21 protein-coding genes and 1 pseudogene are annotated in these 24,368 nt (G+C 68.7%); 11 read left to right on the top strand and 11 right to left on the bottom strand.

Annotated elements, in window-relative coordinates; translation table 11 throughout:
* Positions 1 to 176: 176 nt before the first annotated feature.
* Positions 177 to 491 carry a hypothetical protein gene (locus G407_RS30450; RefSeq protein ID WP_052341289.1) on the bottom strand — a complete coding sequence of 105 codons (315 nt, stop codon included), beginning with the start codon at positions 489 to 491 and terminating at the stop codon, positions 177 to 179.
* Between the two features lie 414 nt (positions 492 to 905).
* Positions 906 to 1,598 carry a hypothetical protein gene (locus G407_RS0112175; RefSeq protein WP_029031021.1) on the bottom strand — a complete coding sequence of 231 codons (693 nt, stop codon included), beginning with the start codon at positions 1,596 to 1,598 and terminating at the stop codon, positions 906 to 908.
* A gap of 216 nt (positions 1,599 to 1,814) precedes the next feature.
* Between G407_RS0112175 and G407_RS0112180 the strand changes: the two genes are divergently transcribed.
* Positions 1,815 to 2,498: a recombinase family protein gene (locus tag G407_RS0112180; RefSeq protein WP_043539649.1), complete on the top strand. Its 684-nt coding sequence runs from the start codon at positions 1,815 to 1,817 to the stop codon at positions 2,496 to 2,498.
* A 451-nt stretch (positions 2,499 to 2,949) separates the two neighbouring features.
* Positions 2,950 to 7,122 (top strand): NACHT domain-containing protein, encoded by a 4,173-nt coding sequence (locus tag G407_RS31745; protein ID WP_156917568.1) that lies wholly within the window; start codon positions 2,950 to 2,952, stop codon positions 7,120 to 7,122.
* 432 nt (positions 7,123 to 7,554) lie between these two features.
* Here the strand turns inward: G407_RS31745 and G407_RS27375 are convergent, their stop codons facing one another.
* The 3 genes from G407_RS27375 to G407_RS27380 all read right to left on the bottom strand — a co-directional run bounded on the left by G407_RS27375 (position 7,555) and on the right by G407_RS27380 (position 10,156).
* Entirely contained in the window at positions 7,555 to 8,355 is an 801-nt protein-coding gene (locus tag G407_RS27375) for a 4'-phosphopantetheinyl transferase family protein (RefSeq protein ID WP_052341290.1), read from the bottom strand.
* Entirely contained in the window at positions 8,352 to 9,113 is a 762-nt protein-coding gene (locus G407_RS0112195) for a metallophosphoesterase (protein ID WP_029031024.1), read from the bottom strand. Before G407_RS0112195 ends, G407_RS27375 begins: the two co-directional genes overlap by 4 nt.
* A gap of 101 nt (positions 9,114 to 9,214) precedes the next feature.
* Complete coding sequence (locus G407_RS27380) at positions 9,215 to 10,156, bottom strand: LysR substrate-binding domain-containing protein (protein WP_052341291.1); 942 nt, start codon at positions 10,154 to 10,156, stop codon at positions 9,215 to 9,217.
* 143 nt (positions 10,157 to 10,299) lie between these two features.
* On the opposite strand from G407_RS27380, the gene G407_RS0112205 reads away from it, so the two are divergent.
* From G407_RS0112205 to G407_RS0112235, 7 genes are read left to right on the top strand one after another with little or no spacing between them, the layout of a single operon-like run.
* On the top strand, positions 10,300 to 11,274 hold the full coding sequence (locus G407_RS0112205; RefSeq protein ID WP_029031025.1) for an ABC transporter permease: 975 nt from the start codon (positions 10,300 to 10,302) through the stop codon (positions 11,272 to 11,274).
* Positions 11,271 to 12,200 carry an ABC transporter permease gene (locus G407_RS0112210; protein ID WP_029031026.1) on the top strand — a complete coding sequence of 310 codons (930 nt, stop codon included), beginning with the start codon at positions 11,271 to 11,273 and terminating at the stop codon, positions 12,198 to 12,200. Before G407_RS0112205 ends, G407_RS0112210 begins: the two co-directional genes overlap by 4 nt.
* Entirely contained in the window at positions 12,197 to 13,174 is a 978-nt protein-coding gene (locus tag G407_RS0112215) for an ABC transporter ATP-binding protein (RefSeq protein WP_029031027.1), read from the top strand. Before G407_RS0112210 ends, G407_RS0112215 begins: the two co-directional genes overlap by 4 nt.
* Entirely contained in the window at positions 13,171 to 14,214 is a 1,044-nt protein-coding gene (locus G407_RS0112220) for an ABC transporter ATP-binding protein (protein ID WP_052341292.1), read from the top strand. Before G407_RS0112215 ends, G407_RS0112220 begins: the two co-directional genes overlap by 4 nt.
* A gap of 11 nt (positions 14,215 to 14,225) precedes the next feature.
* The gene (locus tag G407_RS0112225) at positions 14,226 to 15,794 is read left to right on the top strand and encodes an ABC transporter substrate-binding protein (RefSeq protein WP_029031029.1); all 1,569 of its coding nucleotides are present in this window, start codon (positions 14,226 to 14,228) and stop codon (positions 15,792 to 15,794) included.
* Between the two features lie 4 nt (positions 15,795 to 15,798).
* A complete protein-coding gene (locus G407_RS27385) occupies positions 15,799 to 17,670 on the top strand; it encodes a CocE/NonD family hydrolase (protein WP_084327491.1) in 1,872 nt (623 codons plus the stop codon).
* Positions 17,667 to 18,662, top strand: a complete 996-nt coding sequence (locus G407_RS0112235; protein ID WP_029031030.1) for a CapA family protein — start codon at positions 17,667 to 17,669, stop codon at positions 18,660 to 18,662. Before G407_RS27385 ends, G407_RS0112235 begins: the two co-directional genes overlap by 4 nt.
* A 122-nt stretch (positions 18,663 to 18,784) precedes the next feature.
* On the opposite strand, the gene G407_RS32795 is transcribed toward G407_RS0112235, so the two are convergent.
* The 6 genes and pseudogenes from G407_RS32795 to G407_RS0112260 form a co-directional block, all read right to left on the bottom strand.
* Positions 18,785 to 18,994 (bottom strand): VOC family protein, encoded by a 210-nt coding sequence (locus G407_RS32795; protein ID WP_342418137.1) that lies wholly within the window; start codon positions 18,992 to 18,994, stop codon positions 18,785 to 18,787.
* Positions 18,922 to 19,215: a VOC family protein gene (locus tag G407_RS27390; protein ID WP_210163112.1), complete on the bottom strand. Its 294-nt coding sequence runs from the start codon at positions 19,213 to 19,215 to the stop codon at positions 18,922 to 18,924. Before G407_RS27390 ends, G407_RS32795 begins: the two co-directional genes overlap by 73 nt.
* A 62-nt stretch (positions 19,216 to 19,277) precedes the next feature.
* Positions 19,278 to 19,676: pseudogene (locus G407_RS27395) on the bottom strand (GFA family protein); the annotation flags it as partial.
* A 38-nt stretch (positions 19,677 to 19,714) separates the two neighbouring features.
* Positions 19,715 to 20,173 (bottom strand): cupin domain-containing protein, encoded by a 459-nt coding sequence (locus G407_RS0112250; protein WP_029031031.1) that lies wholly within the window; start codon positions 20,171 to 20,173, stop codon positions 19,715 to 19,717.
* 112 nt (positions 20,174 to 20,285) lie between these two features.
* Positions 20,286 to 20,618, bottom strand: coding sequence for a hypothetical protein (locus tag G407_RS0112255; RefSeq protein WP_029031032.1), 333 nt, complete (start codon positions 20,616 to 20,618; stop codon positions 20,286 to 20,288).
* A gap of 28 nt (positions 20,619 to 20,646) precedes the next feature.
* The gene (locus G407_RS0112260) at positions 20,647 to 20,997 is read right to left on the bottom strand and encodes a DUF1428 domain-containing protein (RefSeq protein WP_043539652.1); all 351 of its coding nucleotides are present in this window, start codon (positions 20,995 to 20,997) and stop codon (positions 20,647 to 20,649) included.
* Positions 20,998 to 21,378: 381 nt separating this feature from the next.
* Here G407_RS0112260 and G407_RS0112265 point away from each other — a divergent pair, with 381 nt between their 5' ends.
* Both G407_RS0112265 and G407_RS0112270 read left to right on the top strand, forming a co-directional pair.
* Positions 21,379 to 22,389, top strand: coding sequence for a MoeA family protein (locus G407_RS0112265; RefSeq protein ID WP_169728780.1), 1,011 nt, complete (start codon positions 21,379 to 21,381; stop codon positions 22,387 to 22,389).
* A complete protein-coding gene (locus G407_RS0112270) occupies positions 22,386 to 24,365 on the top strand; it encodes a molybdopterin biosynthesis protein (protein WP_029031035.1) in 1,980 nt (659 codons plus the stop codon). Before G407_RS0112265 ends, G407_RS0112270 begins: the two co-directional genes overlap by 4 nt.
* Positions 24,366 to 24,368 lie beyond the last annotated feature (3 nt).

Here is a 24,368-nt window from a genome sequence, read left to right on the forward strand (position 1 = left end):
GCTTCCTTGGGCGTCGTCTGGAAGTGGAAGCTTCGAGGACCCCCATTGCGTCCGGCCATCAGGGCCGCGATGATCGGATCGGCTGTCCCCGCCGCCGGCTCGTGCGGACGGCGGGGTGCCCCAGCCAGGAGCGTGGAGCGCTGGATTTATGTAAGCCTTCCTCGTCTCGTGTACGATCAATCCGGCCTGTGCTGGTACCGCCAGTGATCCTGCCAGAAACCTGCATAGAGATCGTGTAGCGCGTCATCTTCGACGCTGTACTTAAAGTTCGGGTAGTCGATTTCCTCGATGCGGTCAGCGATTAATTTGGCAAATCGGGACTTGGGGACAAAAACTCGGCATGCGTAGTCGGCGTTCGGCGTGTCGATAATGTCGTAATCAGGAAACAATATCTTCAAGTGAGCGCGCTTACGCCCTCTTATAACAAGTACGCTCAGATCGCTGCGATCCTGGACGGCCGAAATGAAGGCGTCATTAAAGCAAATCCACATTGATTCACCTCCTGGATCAAGACAACTAGGGATAAATGCTACACGATCAAACTTTTTCTGCTTCGGTGGTGCAAATTTCCTTCCCAGGTAACATTTTTAGCCTCGTGTACGGACGTAAGCGTGAAAACGATTTTCTTCTTGTCATCATATAGGACCTCATACGAAGTGATGATACCGCCAAAATATGAGACTTGTTTTTTACTCTGATGGAATAGAATAAGACCGCCTACTAACGTTGAAGCTTCATTCTCGGTTAAATCCCAGTTCCCGCTCTTGTATTCTGGGTGGCATGAAGCCCAAATAAGATTGCGATCCTTGCAGATAAGGTGAATCTTCGGCATCGTCCAATACTCCATCAAAGCTCTGGATCAGATAAGTTTACCGGACGGTCCGGATACGTTGCTTGTCGAAAAACTAAGCTTCGATGCTAATCTTAATTGCGGACGGATCGACACCGAACGTCAGTGCCAAGCCTTCCTTCGCCTCCTGGATGGTCAGCCGGCGAGACGGCGCGGTCACCTGCTCGATCTCGATTTCGGTCTCAGGCGACGGCTCGCTCGGCGTAGAGAAGGCCTCCCCGTCCCACTCGATGTCCTCCTCGGTAAAGAGCCGGGCAATCTCAAGCAGGTGCCCCGCTGCCTGCGCCGTCGCCGTCTTGCGCGTGAGCTCCTCGTCGAACGGGAGGAACTGGAGGCCGTGGTGGTTGAGCTCTTCGGCTTTGTCGTAAGCGATCCGCGCCTTCTCGATCAGCGCGGCGGGATCGATCTCGTAGACCTGCACCTTCCGTGCGTCCGGCCAGCGATCGAACGTCACCGTGAAGAGCACGTCGATCTTGTCGAGAAGTCCGAACTCGCCGGCGTCGTTCCTCGGGATGCTCAGCCAGCGATCTGCTGCGGTTTTCACCCCGACGCGCACGCGCTGGCCGTCGATCGTGGCCTCGAAGCCGTGCGCGCCGGGGACGCCGAGAGAGGCCCCCAGCTGATACCCCTGAGCGATCATCGCCTCCTTGGCGAAGTCGGTCAGGATGGAACGCCGACGGGCCTGCGCGGTCGCCTTCTCCTTACGGGACATTTCTGCGGTCGGAATATACTCATGATAGAAGCGCATGGTTCGTCTCCATTGCTGCGGCAGCACCTGACTGCGATGGACATACTAGTACCATAGTCCCGTACTGCGGGTCAAGTACCCTTGAAAACAAAAAACATGGAAAGGGGTAGTAGGGGGTTGCCGCCGTAAGTGCTGTCTGTTACATTATGTTCAACGTTGGTTCGATGGATTGAAACGGCCCTCTGCAACGGGGTGCACCGGCCTGAGGAGGGGAAGATGGCTCGCGGTCGGTTCGTCTCGTACCTGCGCGTCTCGACCGATCGGCAGGGTCGCTCGGGTCTGGGGCTGGAGGCGCAGCGGAAGGCGGTTGAGGATTTCCTGAACGGCGGGAACTGGCAGCTCGTCGCAGAGGTCGTGGAGATCGAGAGCGGCAAGCGCGACGATCGCCCCAAGCTTGAGGAGGCGCTTCGCCTGTGTCGGATGCATGGGGCCACGCTCGTGATCGCAAAGCTCGACCGTCTCTCCCGAGACGCGCACTTCCTACTCGGGCTGCAAAAGGCCGGCGTCAGCTTCGTGGCGGCCGACATGCCCGAGGCCAACGAGATGGTGGTCGGCATCATGGCCGTGGTCGCCCAAGCCGAGCGCAAGATGATCTCGGCGCGCACGAAGGCGGCGCTCGCGGCGGCAAAGGCCCGAGGGGCCCGGCTCGGCAAGCCAGAGAACCTGTCGAACCAGGAAGCCGGCCGCGTTGCCGGCCGCCTCGTCCGCACCGCCCTCGCCGACCGCCGCGCCACCGATCTTTCGCCTATCCTCGCTGAGCTTCGTGCCACCGGGCGCTCGTCCCTACGGGACCTCGCCGCGGGCCTGAATGCGCGAGGCATTCCGACCCCGCGCGGAAGGGCCTGGACCGCGGTTCAGGTCAAGCGGGTCATAGACCGCTTGGATCACCAAGCACCCTAACCTGTCGCGTTCGACGGGCCTTGCATGGCAGGCAGGCAAGCGTGAGGAGGCTTGCGCATTATCTGGCGTCATGGCCTGATGCGAAGCGGACGTGGCCCGCTGAACCAACAGTCTTCCCTCGACTGTGAAACTCTCTTAGATCGCCGCCAATCGTGGGCGTCGCGCCATGCGCACGCCGCGTCGCAGTCTTGTCCTTGAGCACTTCGCGCCCGACGCCTAGACTGACGATGCAAGGCCCCAAACAGCCTGGAGAGAAGCTTAGCAAATGCGGGACAATTTTTCCGCCGCCACTCTTCGCATCCTTGCGGCCCAGGTTGGGCACCACTGCTCCAATCCGAGCTGCACACGTTCCACATCCGGGCCTGCCGTCGCTGAGAATGCCGCTGTAAACTTGGGCGAAGGAGCACACATCGCGGCCGCAGCGCCAGGCGGAAAAAGATACGTCGCTGCCATGACGTCAGCAGAGCGGAAAGGCCCAGCGAACGGTATCTGGCTCTGCCAAACATGCCACAAGCTCGTCGACTCGGATGATCAGAGATATACGCTTGATGTCTTGCGACGCTGGAAAGCGGAAGCGATCGAACGTGCATTTCAGGCGGTCGCGACCGGACGTCCCATGGGCCGCGTCGTGCCGTCGCACGAACTCGATGACGTCGATGTCAGCTTCCTCAGCGGATTAGGCCTCCCAACGGGGGAGACGATCGAACACGTCGAGCACAAACTTCGGGAAGCTACGAGAAGAGATTTTGCCGCCTTCCGCTCGGCAAGCACGTGGCCTGGGCCTAGTGTGCCGCGAACAGTGAGCACGGAAGGCCCGCATTCAGAACAGGCGGATACTGCAAGCGTATCTCAGCTTCTCGCAATGGCTGAGCCGGTCATCCTTGTCGCGCCCGGCGGAGTGGGAAAATCAACATTTTTGCTTTCTGTCGGTGAACACATGTTAGAGGCTTGTCCTCAAATACCCGTTTTAGTGCCACTCAGCGAATGGTCAGAATTCAGTGAGAGTATTTTTGAATTCACGTTGCGGCGGTTTGCCTTTGCGTCATTTCGACGAGAGCATCTCATGCATATCGCGTATCGCGGCGGCTTAGCGTTGCTGCTTGACGGGTGGAACGAGTTGTCACCCGGAGCGCGGATGCGAGCGCAAAGTGAACTCAAGGGGTTGCGGCGCGATTATCCAACCACAGGCCTTCTAATAAGCTCCCGTCGTCAGCAGCTCCCGATAAAGGGCCGAGTTGTGTCTCTCGATGAGCTAACGTTCGAGGCTCAGGAGCAAATCGCCGTTTCAGCTGGAGGACAGGCTGGCGTTCAAATTCTAGACCGAGCGCGGCGGACGAAGGGCCTTCGTGAGATCGTCGCGAATCCCCTCTTTCTTCACGCCCTCCTTTCCACGACGGGTAGTCAGTCGTTTCCAGAAACCAAAGAGGCAGTCCTGAGCGCTTTCATTGAAGTTCATGAAAGCCAATCGGACCTAGCTGGGCGACTGCATCGGGACGCTCTCGGGCACCAAAGCTTGATTTTACAGAACCTCGCTGCATACGCGAACTCGACTGCCAGTACGGTCCTGTCCGAGGAGACTGCGAATCGGATCATCAGTACGACGATGAAGCGTCTCGCAGAGGAAGGACAAATCGGTCAACTGCCAAACCCCGGTGATGTCGTCGATGGCCTCGTTGGCGCACATGCTCTGGTGCGGCCCGCCGGAGACACAAAGGTCGTCGCATTTCAGCACCATCTCTTTCAGGAGTGGTACGCGTCTAGGCACGTAGAAGAAGTGATGAGGTCGGCAATTAACCAGAACGATCTAAGAATAGAGTTGCGTGAGAAGATAATCAATTTTTATAGTTGGCAGGAGGCAGTTTTGTTCGCCTGTGAACGTCTGTCACGCAGTGATCAGGAGGGCGCGGCCGCCGTCGAAGTTTGCATTCTGGAAACATTGGGCATCGATCCGGTTTTTGCGGCGGAGATGATTGCGCGGGCATCCAGCGACGTTTGGTCTCGCGTTGGTGCAAGCATTCTCCGCTTTGTGGAAAAGTGGCATTCTCCCGGCCAGATAGATCGTGCCATCCGGTTTGTGATCACGTCCGGAAAGCCAGAGTTTGCGGAGATCGTCTGGCCGCTCGCGGGAAATGTCGATGACCAGGTGCAGTACGCCACGTTTCGTGCTGCGGAACACTTTCGGGTTGGTGTTTTGGGTGACAGCAGGAAAAATAGGCTCCGAGATTTGGGGAAGCGGCAGCGAGAAATTGCTCTTGTCGAGATTGCAGCGTATGGCGATCTAGAAGCTTTAGATTTTGTTGTCGAGGTTACTGGCGCTGAGGAGGAAGCAGAAGTTATCGTTGAAGTTATACAGGCTCTTGAGTTCCGGCGAGCTGGTCATCACGTAGCTCAAATTCTCAAAAACGCATCGGATGATGTCTGGCGGCTTTTAGCTGACAGCGGATATCCATTGGATTTTTCTGACCCGCGGCTGCAAGCGCGTATCGAACACGAACGTGAAAAGCTCCGTGCCGCCGAGACCAGGGTCGATCGCCAGCTGGCATACTTTGTCTCGTCGAGAGCGACAGATGTGGCTACGCTTCGAAAGCTGCTGGTCGACCCAAAATTGAACATGCATAACGCTTACGTTCAAAATCTGATTGTTGAGGTCCACGCGAATTTTGGATCGGAAGTCGCAGAGGCTCTAGCCGTGCGCCTCGCCAATGGGTTCTCAATCCCGTACCGCGTTCGTGATTTTCTGAACGACGCCACTACCGTTGAGACCGGTCAGATCGCTGAACTAGTTCTCGACCTCTCCAGTGACCCCAGGCGGTCGGAGGCTGCCGCTTGCATGGTTGGAGCTGCCGTCGTCGACCGACTCGTTGAGCGGCTCATTATAACACGTCAAGAGGCTCTCAGCCGCGGCAGAGCCGACGCTGCCCGTTATGCAGAAGAGCGAGCGCTGATCGATAGAATAGCTCAAACCCGTGATGATGCCTTCTTCCCGGTGATACTCGAGTTGGCTGAAGATGACGATCTTGTCCGGATCGGCGTTGTTTCAGAATTGGTTGCGCGGCACGGGTGCGACGGCGAATCGTGTAGGCCAATACCCGACTTATACCAGGCACTTCTGCGCATGAAGCTTGAACGGTGGGCCGAATTACTTACCAAGTCGCCTGGCCCGAGGCATTTGGCGGCGAACCTGGCGCGTGCAGTTGGTCGGCTTGGAGACCCAGCGCTTGCGGATGTTCTCCTTGCGCTTCTGAGGCAAGACCTCGAAAAGTTGCAAGAAGCACGAGCCGCTCGGAACGCTGCAAAGTTGCGGAGTGATATCGACATCACTGGATATACACTATCGTACACGAGCGCATTCGCAGCAATGGGCAGTGGGCGAGCAGTTGATATCCTCAAGGCGAACCTTGCAGACCATCTCTGGGGCCATGACGCTGCGGTGGCGCTTTTCACCATATGGGACAAGTCGCGCGATAAGGAGAGCGCTCGCCGTTCAGTCTGGATCGACGACTACTCTCAGCATATGAAGCGGCGGGGCACCCGAGAAAAAGGATTGATGCCGACGTCTGAATTTGGTGAGGCAATATTCGATGTTATTCGCCAAATCGTTCGGTCGAAACCTGGACCTGCGGGCTGGACGCACGCAGTCTCTTTAGCTTCCGTTGGGCTTGCTCTTCCTCACGGAAACAAGCGAGCTGACTTAGAGCATTTCTTCGATGCGCAAGAACAGGCGCCGCTTATGCGTCGGATGCTCGCGGCAGCAGCCCGTTCAGGAGAGGTCATCCCTTCTGCCTTGCTTGTTGCGGGAGTGAAGGAGCTGCTCACGGCGGCAGATCAATCGCCATGGCGGCTGGATCGAGATCGAGGAGAGCTACTGGACTGGATGGTTCTGTTTCCTTTTGCAGACGATCCTTTCGCGCTAATCAAAATCGTCCAGGGGCTACCGGGGCCGTACCAACACGCGAGTACGTTCAAGCGGCTGCTTCACGTAATTCCTTACGGTCCGACAAGGCAAGGGCTGGCTCTACTTGAGCAGCTAGCTGTACAAGTTCCTTCTCTAAAACGCTGCCGGGATTGGCAGATTGCGATCACAAAACTTGATACATCCGAAGCTGCTGTGTTTTTGATAGAGCAAGTAGTTTCAGGAGAGATGCAGCCGCTTGAGCATAGCTTTTTGGCCAAATTCCTGGCTAACCACGCAAGCCGATCAGTTGAGGTCAGGTCGTTGCTGACCGGAGGTTTGCAGATGGTCCAAAAGGAGGATTCGCGTGCTTTGTTGATATCAGCAATCGAAGAAGTCCGCGGAGAGGAGCAATTTATGATCCTTTTCGATTCCTGCTTGCAGGGGCATTATTCGGAGTCGCGGCTCGTTCGAGCGCTGCGCGGCCTGGCAATCAATAGGCGGCCAGTCGATGAAAGTGATGTACTCTTCGAGGAGTATGGGACCCCGCTCCCGGAGCTTCGCATGCGTCTGTTCAGCATGCTTATGGCCGGTGATGCGGCTGGAACGCTTGCCGAAAAGTGCCTTGTGACGCTCGATCTGCTTCGGGACGAGAATGGGCGATTGAACGACGAGCCTCGTCACCCCGACATATCCGCTGGCCGACCGTGGCCGAAGGAGGCTGGCCTGTAAGGTGGGCCTCAGCAACGCAGATGCCGCACTCGCCAGCCAGCGGGTGTTGCGATGGGATCGGGATGACGTGTTTGGGCGCGCGCGAAGCTACGGCTTCGTTGCCAACTGTTGCCAACACCGCCACCAAATCGGGCCCAAATCGCCCACGAACTGGAGTTCACGCCCGATCTGTGTTTGCGCTAAGTGCCTGTGATTCCAAGGTAAAGCCGGTTGCGCGCTGCTCTGCGCATAGGTTGACATCGTAGGGGTCACAGGTTCAATCCCTGTCGCGCCCACCATCTTCCCGGATCTCCAGGTCGAGGCGCACGACGGGCGTCGGTGCGGGCTCCCGGAACGCCCGGGTTCATCACATTCACGCATGGCCGGACACCCTCGGGGCCGGGCGTCCTTCCGCTCGTGGGCCTCCTGGAGCCGGCCACCGTTCGCGCCGGCTCATGGTGGCGCACTCGTGCGTCCCGCCGCGAGCGGCGAGCGGCGCGTGCCGACCAGCGGCGTGACCGCCGTGGTGCGGATCGCCGGGAGCGCAGCGGCGCCGATGCACAGGGCGAGCGGATGCTCCGGGTCCGGGTCGCCGCGCCAGAAGCTCCAGGCGGCGGCGTCCTGGTCGGGCTCTCGGGTCGAGAAGCGGATCGCGCCGGGCGTGTCGAGGTCGAACCCGAAGGACGACAGGGAGAGCGAGAGCCCCATCCCGCGCGCCTTGATGTAGGCTTCCTTCAAGGTCCAGTGCTCGAAGAACCTGTACGCGCGCGCCACCGGGTCGACCCGTGCGAGCGCCTGCGCCTCCTCGGGCGCGAAGACGTGAGCGGCGAGGCCGGGGAGATTGCCCCGGTCACGGATCCGCTCGACGTCGACGCCCACGGTGCACCCGGCGGCCACCGCGAGCACCACGAGATCGCCGGAATGCGAGAGGTTGAAGGAGAGCCCCGGCACGGCAGCGGCCCCGTCGGCGTCGAGATGCGGCTTGCCGAAGCGATCCGCCGTGAAGCGCCACGCCCGCGCCTCGCGCGCCCCGTAGCGGGAGAGCGTCGTGCGCACGAGCGCGCGGGCGGTCGCGTAGCGCAGCCGGTCGGCCTCGAAGTGGAAGCGCCGCTCGCGTGCGCGCTCCTCCTCCGTCATCAGGTCGCGATAGGCGTCGACGAGGCCGTGCGTGGCGCGCACGTCGCCGATCCGGCTGATCCAGAGATCGACGCCGTCCCCCGGCCGGTCCCGTGCGTCGGCCGGCGGCGCGCTCATGTCTCGTACACGCACACGAGCTGCTTGCGCGCGATCCGCCGCTCCCGCGGATAGCCGAAGGCGTTGTTGACGTAGGTGACCCCGTCGCGCTCCGTGCGCTGGTTGACGTGGCTGTGGCCGTAGACGTGCAGGCGGCCGCCGAGCGCGCGCACCTGCTCGTCCAGGCGCCGGCTGCCGAGCACCGGGTGGAGGAAGCCGTAGGTGTCGGGAATGCGCCGCGACATCACGTCGATGCGCGGCAGGAAGTGGGAGAAGGTCAGCGTCACCGCGTCCGTGGCGGGACGCAGCGGCTCGTTGCGCCGCAGGAATTCCGAGGCGACCTCCGGCGCGCCGAAGCCGGCGGGCCAGCGGCAGGCGCGGAAGTCGGCCCAGGACGCGAGCAGCTTCGGTTCGGGCTCGCCGAAGCTGAAGTCGTACCAGCCGAGCAGGGGCACGATCCGCAGCGCCCCCTCGCGCCATTCGCCCAGCGTCGCGCCGCTCTCGCGGGCGACCCGCTCGACGGCGCGGTACTTGGCGAAGGAATCGCCGTCGGCGGGATCGGGGCCGACCCAGAGGTCGTGGTTGCCCGGCACGAACAGGACCACGCGGAAGCGCTCGGCCAGGAGCGCGAGGCCGGTGCCGACGAGCGGCAGCGCGCTCGAGACGTCGCCGGCCAGGATCAGCACGTCCTCGCGGTGGTCGACCCGCGACAGGCCCCGCAGCCAGGCGAGGTTCTCGGCATAGTCGATGTGGATGTCGGAGACGGCGAGCACCTTCATGCGTCGAGGTCCGGATGCATGGCACGGGAAGCAAGGATCACATATCCAGACGGCATCGGTCCTCCGGGGGGCGCTGCGCGCGCGACAACCTCGGATAAACGCTAGCGGATGCGCGGCGGCGTTTCCACCGCCTCCGTTCCGGTCGGCCCGACCATCTGCGCGCGCACGGCGCGGATCGCCTCGGCGAAGGCCTCCGCCAGCGCGCGGGAGCCGGCGCGGGCGGGGTGCACGACGAGGAAGCGGTGGGAGATGCCGATGTCGACCGGGCGGATCACCACGTCCGTGCGCGCCATCGCGTCGGCGAACCAGTCCGGCGTCAGTGCGATGCCGAAGCCGGCCGCCGCGAAGCCGATCGCCGAGGCGACGGACTGCGTCTCGACGGCGACGCGGACGGGCAGGCGCCGGCGGCGGAAGGCGACGTCGATCTCGTCGCGCCATGGCCGGCCGCGGCCGATCATGATCAGGGGCTCACCCGCGAGGTCCGAGAGCCGCAGCACCGGCTGCGCCGCGAGCGGCGAGCCCGCCGCCGCCACGGCGACGAGGCCGCTCGCGCCGATCTCCACCGCCTCCACCCCCGGCGCCAGCAGCGGCGCCTTGGCGATGCCGAGATCGACCTCGCGCGCCGCCACCATGCCGACGATGCTCTCGTAGCGCCCGAGCCGCACGTCGAAGCGCAGGCGGTCGCGCCCCGCGGCGAGCCGCTTCAGCGCCAGCGGCAGCAGCGTGCCCGCCGTAGAGTGCGGCGCGGCGATGCGCAGGAGGCCGCGCTCCAGCCCGCGGATGTCGCGGGCGAGGTTGACGACGCGCTCCAGCCCGTCGAAGGCGTGGCTCGCCTCCTCGTAGAGCACCAGCGCGCTCTCGGTGGGCGACAGCCGCCCGTTGGCGCGGGCGAACAGGGCGAGGCCGAGCTCGTCCTCGAGCCGGGCGATCTGCTGGCTCACGGCGGGCTGCGACAGCGACAGCCGCGCCGCCGCCTGCGTGGCCCCGCCGGCCTCGATCACGGCACAGAAGATCTCGAGACGGCGCAGGATCGCAGGCGTCATTCGCATAAGCTCCACTTATGGCCGGCGGGCATCAGACAATAAGATTGCGCGCTGGGGAAGCCCGACGCACGGTTCTTTTGACAAGCGACGCGAAGACGCGCAGGTGGCGCACCAAGCGCCCGGGAAGGGGAGCGAGCCGGTCCATGGTCCTGTTCATCGTCAGGCGGGCGCTGCAGGCGGGGCTCGTGCTCCTCGCGGTCTCGCTCGTCGTCTTCACCGGCCTCTATGCGGTCGGCGACCCCGCCGACATCCTGCTCCCGGACGACGCGACCGCCGCGGAGCGCGAAGCCGCCATCGTGGCGCTCGGCCTCGACCGGCCGATCTGGACCCAATACGGCATCTTCCTCGCCAACGCGCTCCAGGGCGACCTCGGCACCTCGTTCGTCTTCAACATCCCCTCGATCACGCTGATCTTCCAGCGCATGCCGGCGACGCTCGAGCTCGCCTTGTGCGCCATGCTGATCGCGCTGGTGATCGGCGTGCCGCTCGGCCTCTACGCCGGCCTCAAGCCCGGCTCGCGGGCGGATTCGGCGATCGTGACGGGCTCGATCCTGGGCTTCTCCCTGCCGAACTTCTGGCAGGGGCTGATGCTCATCCTGGTCTTCTCGATCTTCCTCGGCTGGCTGCCGTCGAGCGGCCGCGGGGAGACGGGGACGATCCTCGGCATTGAGACGAGCCTCGCGACCTGGGACGGGATCCGGCACCTGATCCTGCCGGCGACGAACCTCGCGCTGTTCAAGGTCGCGCTGATGATCCGGCTGACGCGCGCGCAGGTGCGCGAGACGATGCCGCTCGACTTCGTCAAGTTCGCCCGCGCCAAGGGCATGGGCGAGAGCCGGATCGTCGGGCTGCACGTCGGCAAGACCATCGCGGCGCCGATCGTCACGGTGCTCGGGATGGAGCTCGGCTCGGTGATCGCCTTCGCGGTGATCACGGAGTCGATCTTCGCCTGGCCGGGCATGGGCAAGCTGATCATCGACTCGATCAACAACCTCGATCGTCCGGTGGTCGCCGCCTACCTGCTGGTCGTCACCTTCCTGTTCATCGTCATCAACCTCGTCGTCGACGTGCTCTATTCCCTGCTCGACCCGCGGGTGCGGCTGGGGAGGCGGGCATGACGGCGCTCTCGCCCGAGAAGACCGCCGCGCCGCCGGCACCCGCGCCGAGGCCCGCACCCTCGCCGCTCGGGGCGGTGTGGGAGGAGTTCGCAGAGAAGCGCTCGGCGGTCGTGGCGCTCGGCGTTTGCGTCCTCTTCCTGCTCCTCGCCGTCGTCGGCCCTTGGATCGCGCCGCAGGACCCCTACGACCTGCGCGCCATCAGCTTCTTCGACTCGCGCCTGCCGCCGCTGACCGTCACCCCCGAGGGCACGCTCTACCTGCTCGGCACCGACGGGCAGGGCCGCGACATGCTCTCGGCGATGATCTACGGCCTGCGCACGAGCCTGTTCGTCGGCGTCTTCTCCGGCGCGCTGGCGATCGCGGTGGGCGTCTCGCTCGGCCTCGTCGCCGCCTATGCCGGGGGCGTGGTGGACGCCGCGATCATGCGGCTCGTCGACTTCATGCTGGGCTTCCCGACGATCCTCGTCGCGCTGATGGTGCTCGCCATCCTCGGCCAGGGCGTCGAGAAGGTGGTGTTCGCCCTCGTGCTGGTGCAATGGGCCTATTTCGCCCGTGCCGTGCGCGCCACCGCGCTCTCCGAGCGGGCGAAGGAATACGTCGAGGCGGCGCGCTCGCTCGGGCTCTCGCACACGCGCATCGTCTTCGGCCACCTCGCGCCCAATTGCCTGCCGCCGATCATCGTGATCGCGACGATGCAGGTGGCGAGCGCGATCTCGGCCGAGGCGACGCTGTCGTTCCTCGGGCTCGGCCTGCCGATCACCGAGCCGTCGCTGGGCCTCCTCATCTCCAACGGCTTCAACGTGATGCTGGCGGGGCTCTACTGGATCAGCGTCTTCCCGGGCCTGCTGCTGCTCGCGCTCATCTTCGCCATCAACGTCGTCGGCGACCGGCTGCGCGACGTGCTCAACCCGCGGGCCGTGGCATGAGCGCGCTCCTCGAGATCACCGGGCTCGAGACCCATTTCCACACCCGCGCGGGCGTGGTGCGCGCCGTCGACGGGCTCGACCTCGCGGTGCGCGCGGGCGAGATCGTCGGCATCGTCGGCGAGAGCGGCTCGGGCAAGTCTGTGGCGAGCTTCTCGGTGCTCGGCCTCGTCGACCCGCCCGGGCGCATCGTCGCGGGCTCGATCCGCTTTCGCGGCGAGGAGCTCGTCGGCGCCGACCCGGCGCGGCTGCGGCGCCTGCGCGGCCGGGAGATCGCCATGATCTTCCAGGATCCGCTGATGACGCTCACCCCCGTCCTGCGCATCGAGACGCAGATGGTGGAGGCGATCCGCGCCCACGAGCGGGTCTCCGCCAAGGCCGCGCGGGCGCGGGCGATCGAGGCGCTGGCGCGCGTCGGCATCCCGGCGCCGGCGGAGCGCATCCGCGCCTATCCGCACCAGTTCTCGGGCGGCATGCGCCAGCGCGTGGCGATCGCCATCGCGCTGCTGCACAGCCCGGCGCTGATCCTCGCCGACGAGCCGACGACGGCGCTCGACGTCACCATCCAGGGTCAGATCCTCTACGAGATGCAGCGCCTCGTCGCCGAGACCGGCGCGGCCCTGGTCTGGGTCAGCCACGACCTCGCCGTGGTCGAGAGCCTCGCCGACCGGGTCTGCGTGATGTACGCCGGCCGCATCGTGGAGGAGGGGCCGGCGGAGGAGGTGGTCGCCGCCCCGGCGCATCCGTACACCCGCGGGCTCCTCGACTCGCTTCCCGGTGGGGCGCTCGCGGGCGCACGCCTGCGGCAGATCCCGGGCATGACGCCCTCGCTGCTGGACCTCCCGCCGGGATGCCCCTTCGCCCCGCGCTGCCCGATCGCCACCGCCGCCTGCGCGAGCGAGCCGCCCATCGTCGCGATCGCGCCGGGGCGCAGCGTGCGCTGCCACGCGCCTCTCGTGCGGCAGGAGGCGGCATGACCGCGCTCGCGAGCACCCCCGCCGCCGCGCCCTTCGCGCAGGTGCAGGCTCCGCATCTCGAGGTGCGCGGCGTCACCAAGCACTTCGTGCGCAAGCCCGACGTCGTCGAGCGCGCCGCGATCGCGCTCGGCCTCCTGCCTCCGCCGCCGGTCCTGCGGGCCGTGGACGGCGTCTCCTTCGCGGTGGCGCGGGGCGAGGCGCTCGGGCTCGTGGGTGAATCGGGCTGCGGCAAGTCCACGCTCGGCCGCCTCCTCGCCGGCGTGCACGAGAAGACCGCGGGGGACTTCCTGTTCGAGGGCATGGAGGAGGCGCGCTGGGACGCGGCGCGGGCGAAGCGCGCCCGGCTCGAGGTCCAGATGATCTTCCAGGACCCGATGTCCTCCCTCAACCCGAGGAAGCGCGTCGGTGCCGCCATCGGCGAGGCGCCGGTCGCGCACGGGCTCGTCTCGCGCAGGGAACGCGACGAGCTGGTGGCGGGGCTGATGCGCGAGGTCGGGCTCGACCCGAGCTACATGCGCCGCTACCCGCACCAGTTCTCCGGCGGCCAGCGCCAGCGCATCGGCATCGCCCGTGCGCTCGCGGTCTCGCCCGCCGCCCTCGTCTGCGACGAGGCGGTGGCGGCGCTCGACGTCTCCATCCAGGCGCAGATCCTCAACCTGTTCATGGATCTGCGCGAGCGGCGCGGGCTCACCTACCTGTTCATCTCGCACGACCTCGGCGTCGTCGAGCACATCACCGACCGGGTCGCCATCATGTATCTCGGCCGCATCGTCGAGATCGGTCCGACGCCCGAGATCTTCGCCGCGCCCGCGCATCCCTATACCCGCGCCCTCCTCGCCGAGGCGCCGCGGGTCGGGCAGGGCCGGCGCGTCTACGCGCCGCTGACGGGGGAGATCCCCTCTCCGCTGGCGCCGCCCCCGGGCTGCGCCTTCCACACGCGCTGCCCCCGCGCCTTCGCCCGCTGCCGGGAGGAGGCCCCCGTGCTCGACGACGTCGCGCCCGGGCGCGCCGCCGCGTGCCACCTCGACGACCAAGCATAACGGAGGAACGGATGAAGCCCCTTTCCAGCCTGCTCCTGGCGGCCGCGCTGGCCGCCGCGAGCCTGCCCGCGCTCGCGCAGGACCTCACCATCGGCCGCGGCAACGAGCCCCAGTCGATCGACCCGCAATTCTCCCGCACCGGCCCCAACCAGATGACGGCGCTGCACGTCTTCGACCGGCTGCTGCTGACGGACGCCAACGTGCGTGCCCGGCCGGGCCTCGCCGTCGGCTGGGAGGCGATCGACGACCTCACCTGGGAGGTGAAGCTGCGCGAGGGCGTCAGCTTCCACGACGGATCACCCTTCACGGCCGCCGACGTCGTCTACTCGCTCGAGCGCGCGCCGAACGTGCCGAACTCGCCCGCCTCCTTCGCCCAGTCGGTGGCGGACATCGAGGCGATGGAGATCGTCGACGACCATACGATCCGCTTCACCACCAAGGCGCCGACGCCGCTCTTCATGGAGACGATCGGCACGATCTACATCGTCTCGAAGGCGGCGACGGAAGGCCGCGAGAGCGCCGACTTCAATTCCGGCGCGGCCGCGATCGGCACAGGGCCGTACGAGTTCGTGTCCTGGACGCCCGGCGACCGGCTCGAGCTCACCCGCAACGACGACTACTGGGGCGAGAAGCCGCATTTCGCCAACGTCACCATGCGCTTCATCGACAACGACGCCGCCCGCGTCGCGGCGCTCCTGTCGGGCGCGGTGGACCTGATCGATCTCGTCCCGCCCGCCGACCTGCCGGCGCTGCGCGCCAACGAGAGCATCGACGTGTTCGAGACGGCGACCGTGCGCCTCGTCTATCTCGCGCTCAACCAGCGCGAGGACGCGCCCTACCTCACGGACAATGCCGGCGCGCCGCTGCCGGAGAACCCGCTGCAGGACGCGCGGGTGCGCAACGCGATCTCGATGATGATCGACCGCGAGGCGCTGGTCGATCGGGTGCTCTACGGCTCCGGCGGTCCGGCGAGCCAGATCGTGCCCGAGGGCGTCTTCGGCTTCAACCCGGCGATCGGGGTGCCGCAGCCGGATCTCGAGGCGGCGCGCGCGCTCCTCGCCGAGGCCGGCTACCCGGACGGGTTCGGCATCACCATCCACGGCTCGAACGACCGCTTCAGCCAGGACGGGGACGTGGCCCAGGCGGTGGGCCAGCTCCTCGCACGGGGCGGGCTCACCGTGAACGGTGTCGAGACGCTGCCCTACAGCGTCTTCGCCAAGGCGGCGGGCGACAACCAGTACGGCGCCTTCCTGTTCTCCTACGGCAACTCCACGGGCGAGGCCTCGCGTGGCCTGGAGAGCGTGCTGCACTCCTACGACAAGGAGAACGACCGCGGCACGCTCAACCGCTTCCGCTACGCGAACCCGGATTTCGACGCGGCCATCACCGCGGCGAAGCAGATCTTCGATCCTGCGGAGCGCGAGGCGGCGCTGCAGGAGGCGGCGGCGATCGCCTTCGGGGAGTCGGGCCTCGTGCCGCTCTACTTCCAGTCCCTCGCCTGGGCGGCGCGCGACGGCATCGTCTTCGAGCCGCGGCGCGACGAGCGCACGCTCGCCATGGGCGCGCGGGAGGCCGAGTGACGCCATGGACGCGCGCACGCCCGAGACGCACGGCACCGCTGGCGACGTCGTCGTCCTTTCGGACGTCATGGTGCCGATGCGCGACGGCGTGCGGCTTTCGACCGACGTGACCCTTCCGGCCCGGGACGGCGTGCAGCTCCCCGGGCCGCACCCGACGCTCCTGCACCGCACGCCCTACGGCAAGGCGGAGGCGCGGCTCTCCGAGATCAGCGTCGCCGACCCCGTCCCGCGCCCCAACGGCCTGATCGCGGCCGACCTGGCGCGGGCGGGCTACGCCGTCGTGATGCAGGATTGCCGCGGGCGGTACGGATCGGAGGGCGTGTTCCGCAAATATCTCGGCGAGGGCGAGGACGGGGTCGACACGCTCGCCTGGATCGGGGCGCAGCCCTGGTCGGACGGGCGGATCGGCACGTTCGGGCTGTCCTACTCCGCCCACGTCCAGACCGCGCTGGCGGCGCTGCGCCCGCCCGGGCTCGCCGCGATGTTCCTCGATTCCGGCGGCTTCTGGAACGCCTACCAGGGAGGCGTGCGCAAGGGGGGCGCCTTCGAGCTCAAGCAGGCGACCTGGGCCTTCAAGCACGCCCGCCTCTCGCCCGCCGCCATGGCGGATCCCGTCGTCGCCGCCGCCCTCGACGCGGAGGACATCGCGGCCTGGTTCGCGGCGCTGCCGTGGAAGCGCGGGCACTCGCCGCTGCGGTACGTGCCGGAATACGAGGACTACCTCTTCGAGCAATGGGAGCGCGGCGCCTTCGACGGCTTCTGGCGCCGGCCGGAGCTCCACGCGGCCGACCACTACGACGCCATCGCGCGGGTGCCGACCTTCCTGATCTGCGGCTGGTACGACCCCTATGCCGAGACGATCTGCGAGCACTTCCGCGGCATCACCGCCGCGGGCGGGCGCGCCGAGATTGTGATGGGGCCGTGGCTCCACGGTCGGCGCAGCCAGACGCATGCGGGCGACGTCGACTTCGGCGAAGGCTCGACCCTCGACGCGGCGATCGCGGCGGACTACGCGAGCCTGCGCCGGGCCTGGTTCGACCGCTGGATGGGGCCGCGTCCCGCGCGCGGCGCGTCCCCGCCCGCCGCCCGCTGGTTCTGCATGGGCGGCGGCAGCGGGCGACGCGACGCGAACGGCCGGCGCGCGCACGGCGGCGCCTGGCGCGAGGCGGCCTCCTTCCCGCCGCCGGACGCCGTCGAGACGCCGTTCTTCCTCGACGCCCGAGGCCTCCTCGCCGCCGATCCCGCGCCGGAGGGCGCGATCACGATCCAGACGGACCCGGCGGACCCGGTGCCCTCCCTCGGCGGCGCGATCACCTCGGGCGCGCCGATCATGGAGGGCGGCGCCTACGACCAGGTGCCCGGGCCGGAGACCTTCGGCGCGCGCGCGCCCTTCCTGCCGCTGGCGGCGCGGCGCGACGTCCTCGTCTTCGCCACGCCGCCGCTGGCGCACGATCTCGAAATCGCCGGGCCGGTACGCGTCCACCTGCGGCTCTCGACCGACGCGCCGGACATCGACGTCACCATCAAGCTCGTCGACTGGGCGCCGCCCTCCGCGGACTACCCGCAGGGCTTCGCCATGAACCTGACGGACGGCATCCTGCGCCTGCGCTACCGCCGCTCCTTCGCCGAGCCGCGGCTGATGGCGCCCGGCGAGGTCGCCGACATCGTGGTCACGGCGCCGCCGGTGGCGAACCTGTTCCGCGCCGGCCACCGCATCCGCCTCGACATCGCGGGCTCGAGCTTCCCGCGCTTCGACGTCAACCCGCAGACCGGAGAGCCCGAGGGGCGGGCGCTCGGCCGGCGGATCGCGACGACGACGTTCCATCTCGGCGGCGCGAGCAGCCCGCCGCGGCTCGTCCTGAGCGTCGCGTCGTGAGCCGTCTCGTCGCCTTCGGGCAGGCGCTGATCCGCCGCCCGCTCGCCTGGCCGGAGTCGACTCTGGCGCTGGCGCGGGGCGCCGCGGCGGTGTTCTGCAACCTCGAGGGCTGCCTGCCGCCGCCGGGCGCGACGCGGATGAAGACGAAGACCGTGCATCCCGCCCCGCCGGAGGCGCTCGCCGCGCTCGCCGCGCTCGGGGTGACACACGTCTCGATCGCCAACAACCACGTCTGGGACTACGGCCATCCCGGCATCGTCGCGACCCGCGATGCCGCGCGGGCGGCGGGCTTCGCGGTCGCCGGTGCCGGGCGCGACGCCGCGGAGGCCGCGCGCCCGGCGATCCGGGCGGGCGTCGCGCTGATCGCCGCCGATTGCGGGCCGACCCCGGATTGGGCGATCGCGGGGGACGGGCCGGGCGTCAACCCGCTGAGGGTGCACCGCCGCCTCGTGCTGCCGCCGGCCGACGTCGCCCGTTTCGCCGCCATCGCCCGCGCCACCGGCGAGGCGGAGCGCGCCGCCCGGCGCGTCGCGATCGGCTACGACGCGCCGCCCGGCGGGGCGAGCTTCTACGGCCTCGCCCTCGTGGCCGGCGACGGCCCCCGCGAGGAGCACGCGATCGATCCCGCCGACGTCGACCGCCTCGCCGCGGCGATCGGCGCCGCGCGGCGCGAGGCCGACCGCGCCCTCGTCTCGCTGCACCATCACCACTGGGCGCCGGACTGGACGCGCCCGCCCGAATGGCTCGACGGGATCGCCGCCCGCCTTCTCGCGCTCGGCGCGGACGTCGTCGCCGCCCACGGGCCGCCCGTCGCCCATGGCCTGCTCACCGGCGAAGCCGGCGGCGTCGCGGCGCTGGGGCTCGGCAACCTCGCCTTCCACACCGCCCGCGCGGAGCGCTACGCCCGCGAGGGGCTCGACGTCTTCGCCGGCGCGGCGCTGGTGGTCGACGGGGCGGGGAGCCGGCTCGAGCCCGTCGCGGTCGCGCGGTGATCAGGCGTCCGTCGCCGGGCCGAGCCGCTCCAGCGGAACCTGCTGTTCGGGTGACCGGGCGTCGTGGTCGGGTGCGCCGCTGCGGATCGTGGAGCGTCATCGCCTCACGTCGCCAGCCCCGATCATCCCGCCCCCCGGTGGGCCTTCGCCCCCATGTAGCTCAGCATCCAGGGCGTGCCGTGCCCGTCGGTGAACATCGCGAAGCGCTCGGCCCAGAACGTCTCGCCCGGTGGCATGGCGACCTCGCGCGCGTCGGCGCTCAGCGCATCGTAGACGCGGTCGAACTCGGCGCGCGACGTCGCCTCGATGTGCACGCGGAAGCCCCGCGGCACCTCGTACCAGGCGCCCGGTGCGTCGACGCCATGATCGTGGCGGAGCCGAGCCGCAGGCTCATGTTCATCACGAGATCGTCGCCGCCCGGCATCCGGCTCTGCGCATCGGGTGCGTCGGCGTTGCGGACGACGCCCTCGATGCGGCCGCCGAGCACGTCCGCGTACCGGCTCATCGCCGCGTGGCAGTCGCCGTCGAAGAACAGGTAGATCGTCGGTTCCATGGTCAGGGTCCTTTCGTCGGAGCGTCGGGTGCGGCTCGGCTCGCCTCCGGATCGTCGACGCGAAACCAGAAGTGGCGAACACAGCGGCCATCGACGGGGAGGTCCTCGAAGCTGTCGAGCCCGTCGAAATAGTCGATCCTCAGGTCCGCGACGGCCTCGGGCGGCGCGAGCCGCACGTTGACCGCCATGCGCCGGCGGCCGTCGGCGTCGGGTCGGCGCGCCCGCCAGGCGAGGACGCAGGCGCAGGTCGGGCAGAAGCGGAACTCGAGATGCGGATCGCTCCGGTCCGCCCGCGTGTAGGTCGCGCTCTCGCCCGTGAGGTGCATGCGCTCGCCCTCCCAGTCGTAGGCCCACAGCACGCCCCAGCGTCGGCAGAGCGTGCAGTTGCAGACCGTGATCGAGCCGGGATCGCCCTCGAGCTCCCACCCGGTCGCCCGGCAGTGGCATGTGCCGATCAGCATGGTCTTCGAGCTCCCTCGCGTTGACGCCGGCCCGCTCGTCAGCGGGAATACGGCGTGCCGTCCTTGCGGAAGAACCGTCCGTCGGCATTGCTGCTCGTCATGTCGACATCCGAGCAGGTCGTCAGGTCGTCGGGATGGCGCGAGCCGACCTCGAGGTAGACCGCCTCGGCGTCCGACCGGTTGATCATGTGGTGGCCGTCGCCGGAGCCCTTCGGGAAGGCGGCGCAATCGCCCGCACGCAGAACGGTCTCGCCGCCGTCCTCGACGAGCACCAGCTCGCCCGCGAGCACCATGACGAACTCGTCCTCGTGCGAATGCCAATGCCGCTGGCTCGACCATTGCCCCGGCGGGAGCCGCGTCAGGTTCACCCCGAAGGCCGTCAGCCCCGCCGCATCGCCGAGGCGTCGGCGGCCCCGCCCTGCGCTGGTCGACTCGAACGGGTCCGGGTAGCCCACGCCGACACGCTCGGGTACGGAGCGGACGTCGATCTTCGGCATGAGGTCACGTCTCCTTCGAGCCTCCCGTTAGCGGGGCCGCCTCGGCCGCCCGCGAGTCCCCCCGGGACGGCTCGCGCCGGAGTGTCCTCGCGGGCGGCGCCCCGTGCGATGCTCACGGCTTGCGCACCAGGAGAATCACACCGGCGGGGTCGGATGTCCAATGGCCGGTCACGCCCTCCAGCGGCTCCAGCTCGTCGCGACGCGGCCCGCCGAGCGTCTCCAGCGCCGAGCCCGGATCGTCCGTGAACAGCTCGAGCCACACGTCGACCTGGCTCTGCGTCGCGACACGATCGACCCACAGCGTCATCTCGCCGAAGGCGAACGCGACGCTGTTCTCGAGCTCCTTCACCACCGCGAGCCCGGCGCGGTCGCGGTAGAAGGCCACCGTCTCCTCCCAGCGCCAGAGCGGTGCCTTGATGGCGATGTTCCTGCCCGGCCGGATCATCTGGCCGTCTCCTCGTTCACCGACCATCTCACGGCCCCACGATCATCTCGAACCCGCCGAAGATCATCCGCGATCCGTCGAAGGGCATCGGGTTCGCCTCCGGCGCCATGCGCGGATCCGCGAACACCTTCTGCAGGCCGGCGTCGCGGGTGGCCTTGTCCGGCCAGGTGATCCAGGAGAACACGACGGTCTCGTCGGGCTTGCGCAGCACCGCCGTGTGCAGCGAGTTGATCTTGCCCTCGGGGACGTCGTCGCCCCAGCATTCGACCAGAGAGAGCGCGCCGTGCTCCTGGAACACGACCGAAGCAGCCTGCGCATGGGCGCGATACGCTTCCCGGTTGGCGGTCGGGACGGCGGCGACGAAACCATCGACGTACATGAGCGATCCTCCGTTCGGATAAAGCAGGCCGCCTCGAGGGCGGCGATGTCGGTCGTCGTCGTCCGCTGCAGCGCGGACGACGCGTGGTCGCCGCTCGCCGGCATCGCCGGCGGACGGCGTGGGACGATCCGCCGGGACAGGCCCCCGGCATCCGTCGGACAGCCGCAGGCCGCCTCGGCCCCGTCGTCTGCACCCGACGCCGGTCGGCGTCCCGCTCGACGAGGCGGCCGATATAGGTTGATATCAACGTTCGAGGCGGGAGTCCAGCGGCATCGACGGACGCGCTGCTCTCCGTGCCTGCGCGGCGGCGCCCCTTCCGCTCGAGCGCTACGCTCTGTAGAGATACGGATGCCGCATCGATCGTCGGCGCCCGGATCCGCCGTGACCACGACCGCATCGCCAGCCCCGCTCGTGCCGCTCGACGTCGCCCTCGCGCGCTGGCTCGCCGGCGTGCGCCCGGTGGCGCCGATCGCCTGCGCGCCGGGCGACGCGGTCGGCGCCGCGCTCGCGCAGGACGTCGTCGCGCCGGCGGACGTGCCGGAGACGGCGCGCGCCGGGCGAGCCGGCTTCGCCGTCGCGGCGGCGGACACGATCGGCGCCTCGCCCTACGCCCCCGCCGCCTGCGCGGCGGCGCCCGCGCGGGTCGCTGCGGGCGCGGCGCTGCCGCCCGGATGCGATGCGATCCTGCCCGAGGGGGCGCTCTCGGAGGGGCCGATTCCCGAGGTTCTCGCCGAGGTCGCGCCCGGCACCGACGTGCGCCGGGCCGGCGAGGACGCGCGGGCCGGCGCGGTGGTCCTGCCCGCGGGGCATCGCCTGCGGGCGAGCGATGCGTCCGGTCTCGCCGCGATCGGCGTCGCGAACGTGGCCATCCGCCGGCCGCGGGTGCGGCTCGACGGCCCGGGACTGCTGGCGCCGCTCGTCTCGGCGCTCGGCGGGGCGGTGGTCTCCGGCGAGGCGGATCTCGTGCTCGTGCGCGGAGCGGACGCGCCCGGGGGAGGGGAGGCGGTCGTCGCCGACGGGCTCGCGCTGCGCCCCGGGGCGACGACGCGTCTCGCCCGCGACGCGCGGGGCACGCTCGTCGCCCACCTCCCGGCGCTGGAGAGCGACGCGCTCGGCGCAGCGCTGGCGCTGCTTCCCGGGGCGCTCGCCGCGCTGGCCGGCGCCGTGCCCGTCGCGCCGGCCCCCGTGCGGCTCGCCGCGCCGCTCACCTCCACCGTCGGTCTCACGGAGATCGTCCTCCTCGCGGCGGAGGGCGACGGCCGCCGGGTCCCACTCGCCGTCGGCGAGCTGACGCTCGCGGCGTTTGCGCGCGCCGACGCCTATGCGCTGGTGCCCCCCGACGCGGAAGGCTATGCCGGCGGCGCGATCCTCGACGCCCGGCCGCTGCCATGACCGATACGCCCGCCCCCCCCGCGCACGACCCGAGCCGCGCCGACCCGAGCCGTTCCCAGGAGCAGTTCCTGACCGTGCGCTCGCGCGAGGACGCCGCCGCGCGCTTCGCCGAGGCGCTTCGCCCCGCGCCCCTGCGGCGGAGCGAGGTCGCGCTCGCGGACGCAATCGGCCTGCCGCTCGCGGCGGACGTGCACGCCCCCATCGACGCGCCGCCCTTCGACCGTTCCGGCGTCGACGGCTTCGCCGTGCGCGCGGCGGATATCGCGAGCGCCTCCGAGGCGGCGCCGGTGCGGCTTCTCCTGAACGCCGAGACCATCGCCTGCGGCGTGGCGCCCACGATCGCGGTGACGCCCGGCCGCGCCACGCCGATCGCCACCGGCGGGCCGATCCCCCGCGGGGCGGACGCGGTCGTGATGATCGAGCACACCCGCCCCCTCGACGCGCCGGACGGGCCGGCCGTCGCCGTGCGGCGCGCCGCGAACCCGGGCCAGTTCGTCGCCTTCGCGGGCTCCGACATCGCGCGGGGCGAGATGCTGCTGCGGGCCGGTGTGGTGGTCGGCGCGCGCGAGATCGGGATGCTCGCCGCCGTCGGCATCGCGCGTGTGCCCGTCTTCGCCAGGCCGCGGGTCGCCGTGCTCTCCACGGGCGACGAGCTCGTGGCGCCCGGCGAGCCCCTCGCGCCGGCGCGGATCTACGACGCCAACGGCCCGGTGATCGCCGCCGCGGTCGCCGAATGCGGCTGCGAGCCCGTGCCCTGGGGCATCGTCGGCGACGATGCGGCGGCGCTCGAGGCGGCCCTGCGCCGGGCGCACGCCGCGTGCGACGCGGTGATCCTCTCCGGCGGTACCTCCAAGGGCGCCGGCGATCTGACCTACCGCGCCGTCGCCGGCCTCGGCGCACCGGGCATCGTCGCGCACGGCGTCGCGTTGAAGCCGGGCAAGCCGCTCTGCCTCGCGGTGTGCGACGGCAAGGCCGTCGTGGTGCTGCCGGGATTCCCCACCTCGGCGATGTTCACCTTCCACGACATGGTCGCGCCGGTCCTGCGCACCCTCGCCGGGCTTCCGTCGCGGACGGAGGCGTCGGTGCGCGCTCGCGTGCCGGTGCGCATTCCCTCGGAGCTCGGCCGCACCGAGTACGTCATGAGCGCGCTCGTCGCGGGGGAGGGTGGGCTCGTCGCCTACCCGACGGGCAAGGGCTCCGGCTCGGTGACGACCTTCGCGCGGGCGGACGGCTTCTTCGCCATCGAGGCTCTGGCGGACGCCCTCCCCGCGGGGGCCGAGGTCGACGTGCGCCTGCTGACGCCGCAGGTGCGGGTGCCCGATCTCGTGATCGCCGGGAGCCATTGCACCGGGCTCGACGCCGTCGTCGCGCGCCTGCCGGGCATGTCGGCCCGCGTGATCGCCGTCGGCAGCCTCGGCGGTCTCGCGGCGGCGAAGCGCGGGGAGTGCGACCTCGCGCCGATCCACGTCCTCGACCCGAGGAGCGGCACCTACAACACGCCCTTCCTGGCCGACGGGCTCGAGCTCGTTCCCGGCTGGCGGCGCATGCAGGGACTCGTCTTCCGCGTGGGCGACGCCCGCTTCGAGGGCGCGGACGCGCGGGACGCCGTGGCGGCCGTGAAGGACGACCCCGCCTGCCTGATGGTGGGCCGCAACCAGGGCGCCGGGACGCGCATCCTGCTCGACGGGCTCCTCGCCGGCGCGCGGCCGGACGGGTACTGGAACCAGCCGAACACCCACAACGCCGTCGCCGCCGCCGTGGCGCAGGGCCGGGCCGACTGGGGGCTCGCCATCGCGCCGGTCGCGGAGGCCTACGGGCTCGGCTTCCTGCCGCTCGCGGAAGAGCACTACGACTTCGCCCTCGTCGCCGCGCGGCGCACCCGGCCGGGCGTCGCGGCCTTCCTCGCGGCGCTGGATGCGCCCGAGACGCACGCCGCCCTGCGCGCGCTCGGCTTCACCGCCGCTCCGAGGAGCTGACCC

Origin of the sequence: Salinarimonas rosea DSM 21201, from assembly GCF_000429045.1 — a bacterium.
GTDB lineage: Bacteria > Pseudomonadota > Alphaproteobacteria > Rhizobiales > Beijerinckiaceae > Salinarimonas > Salinarimonas rosea.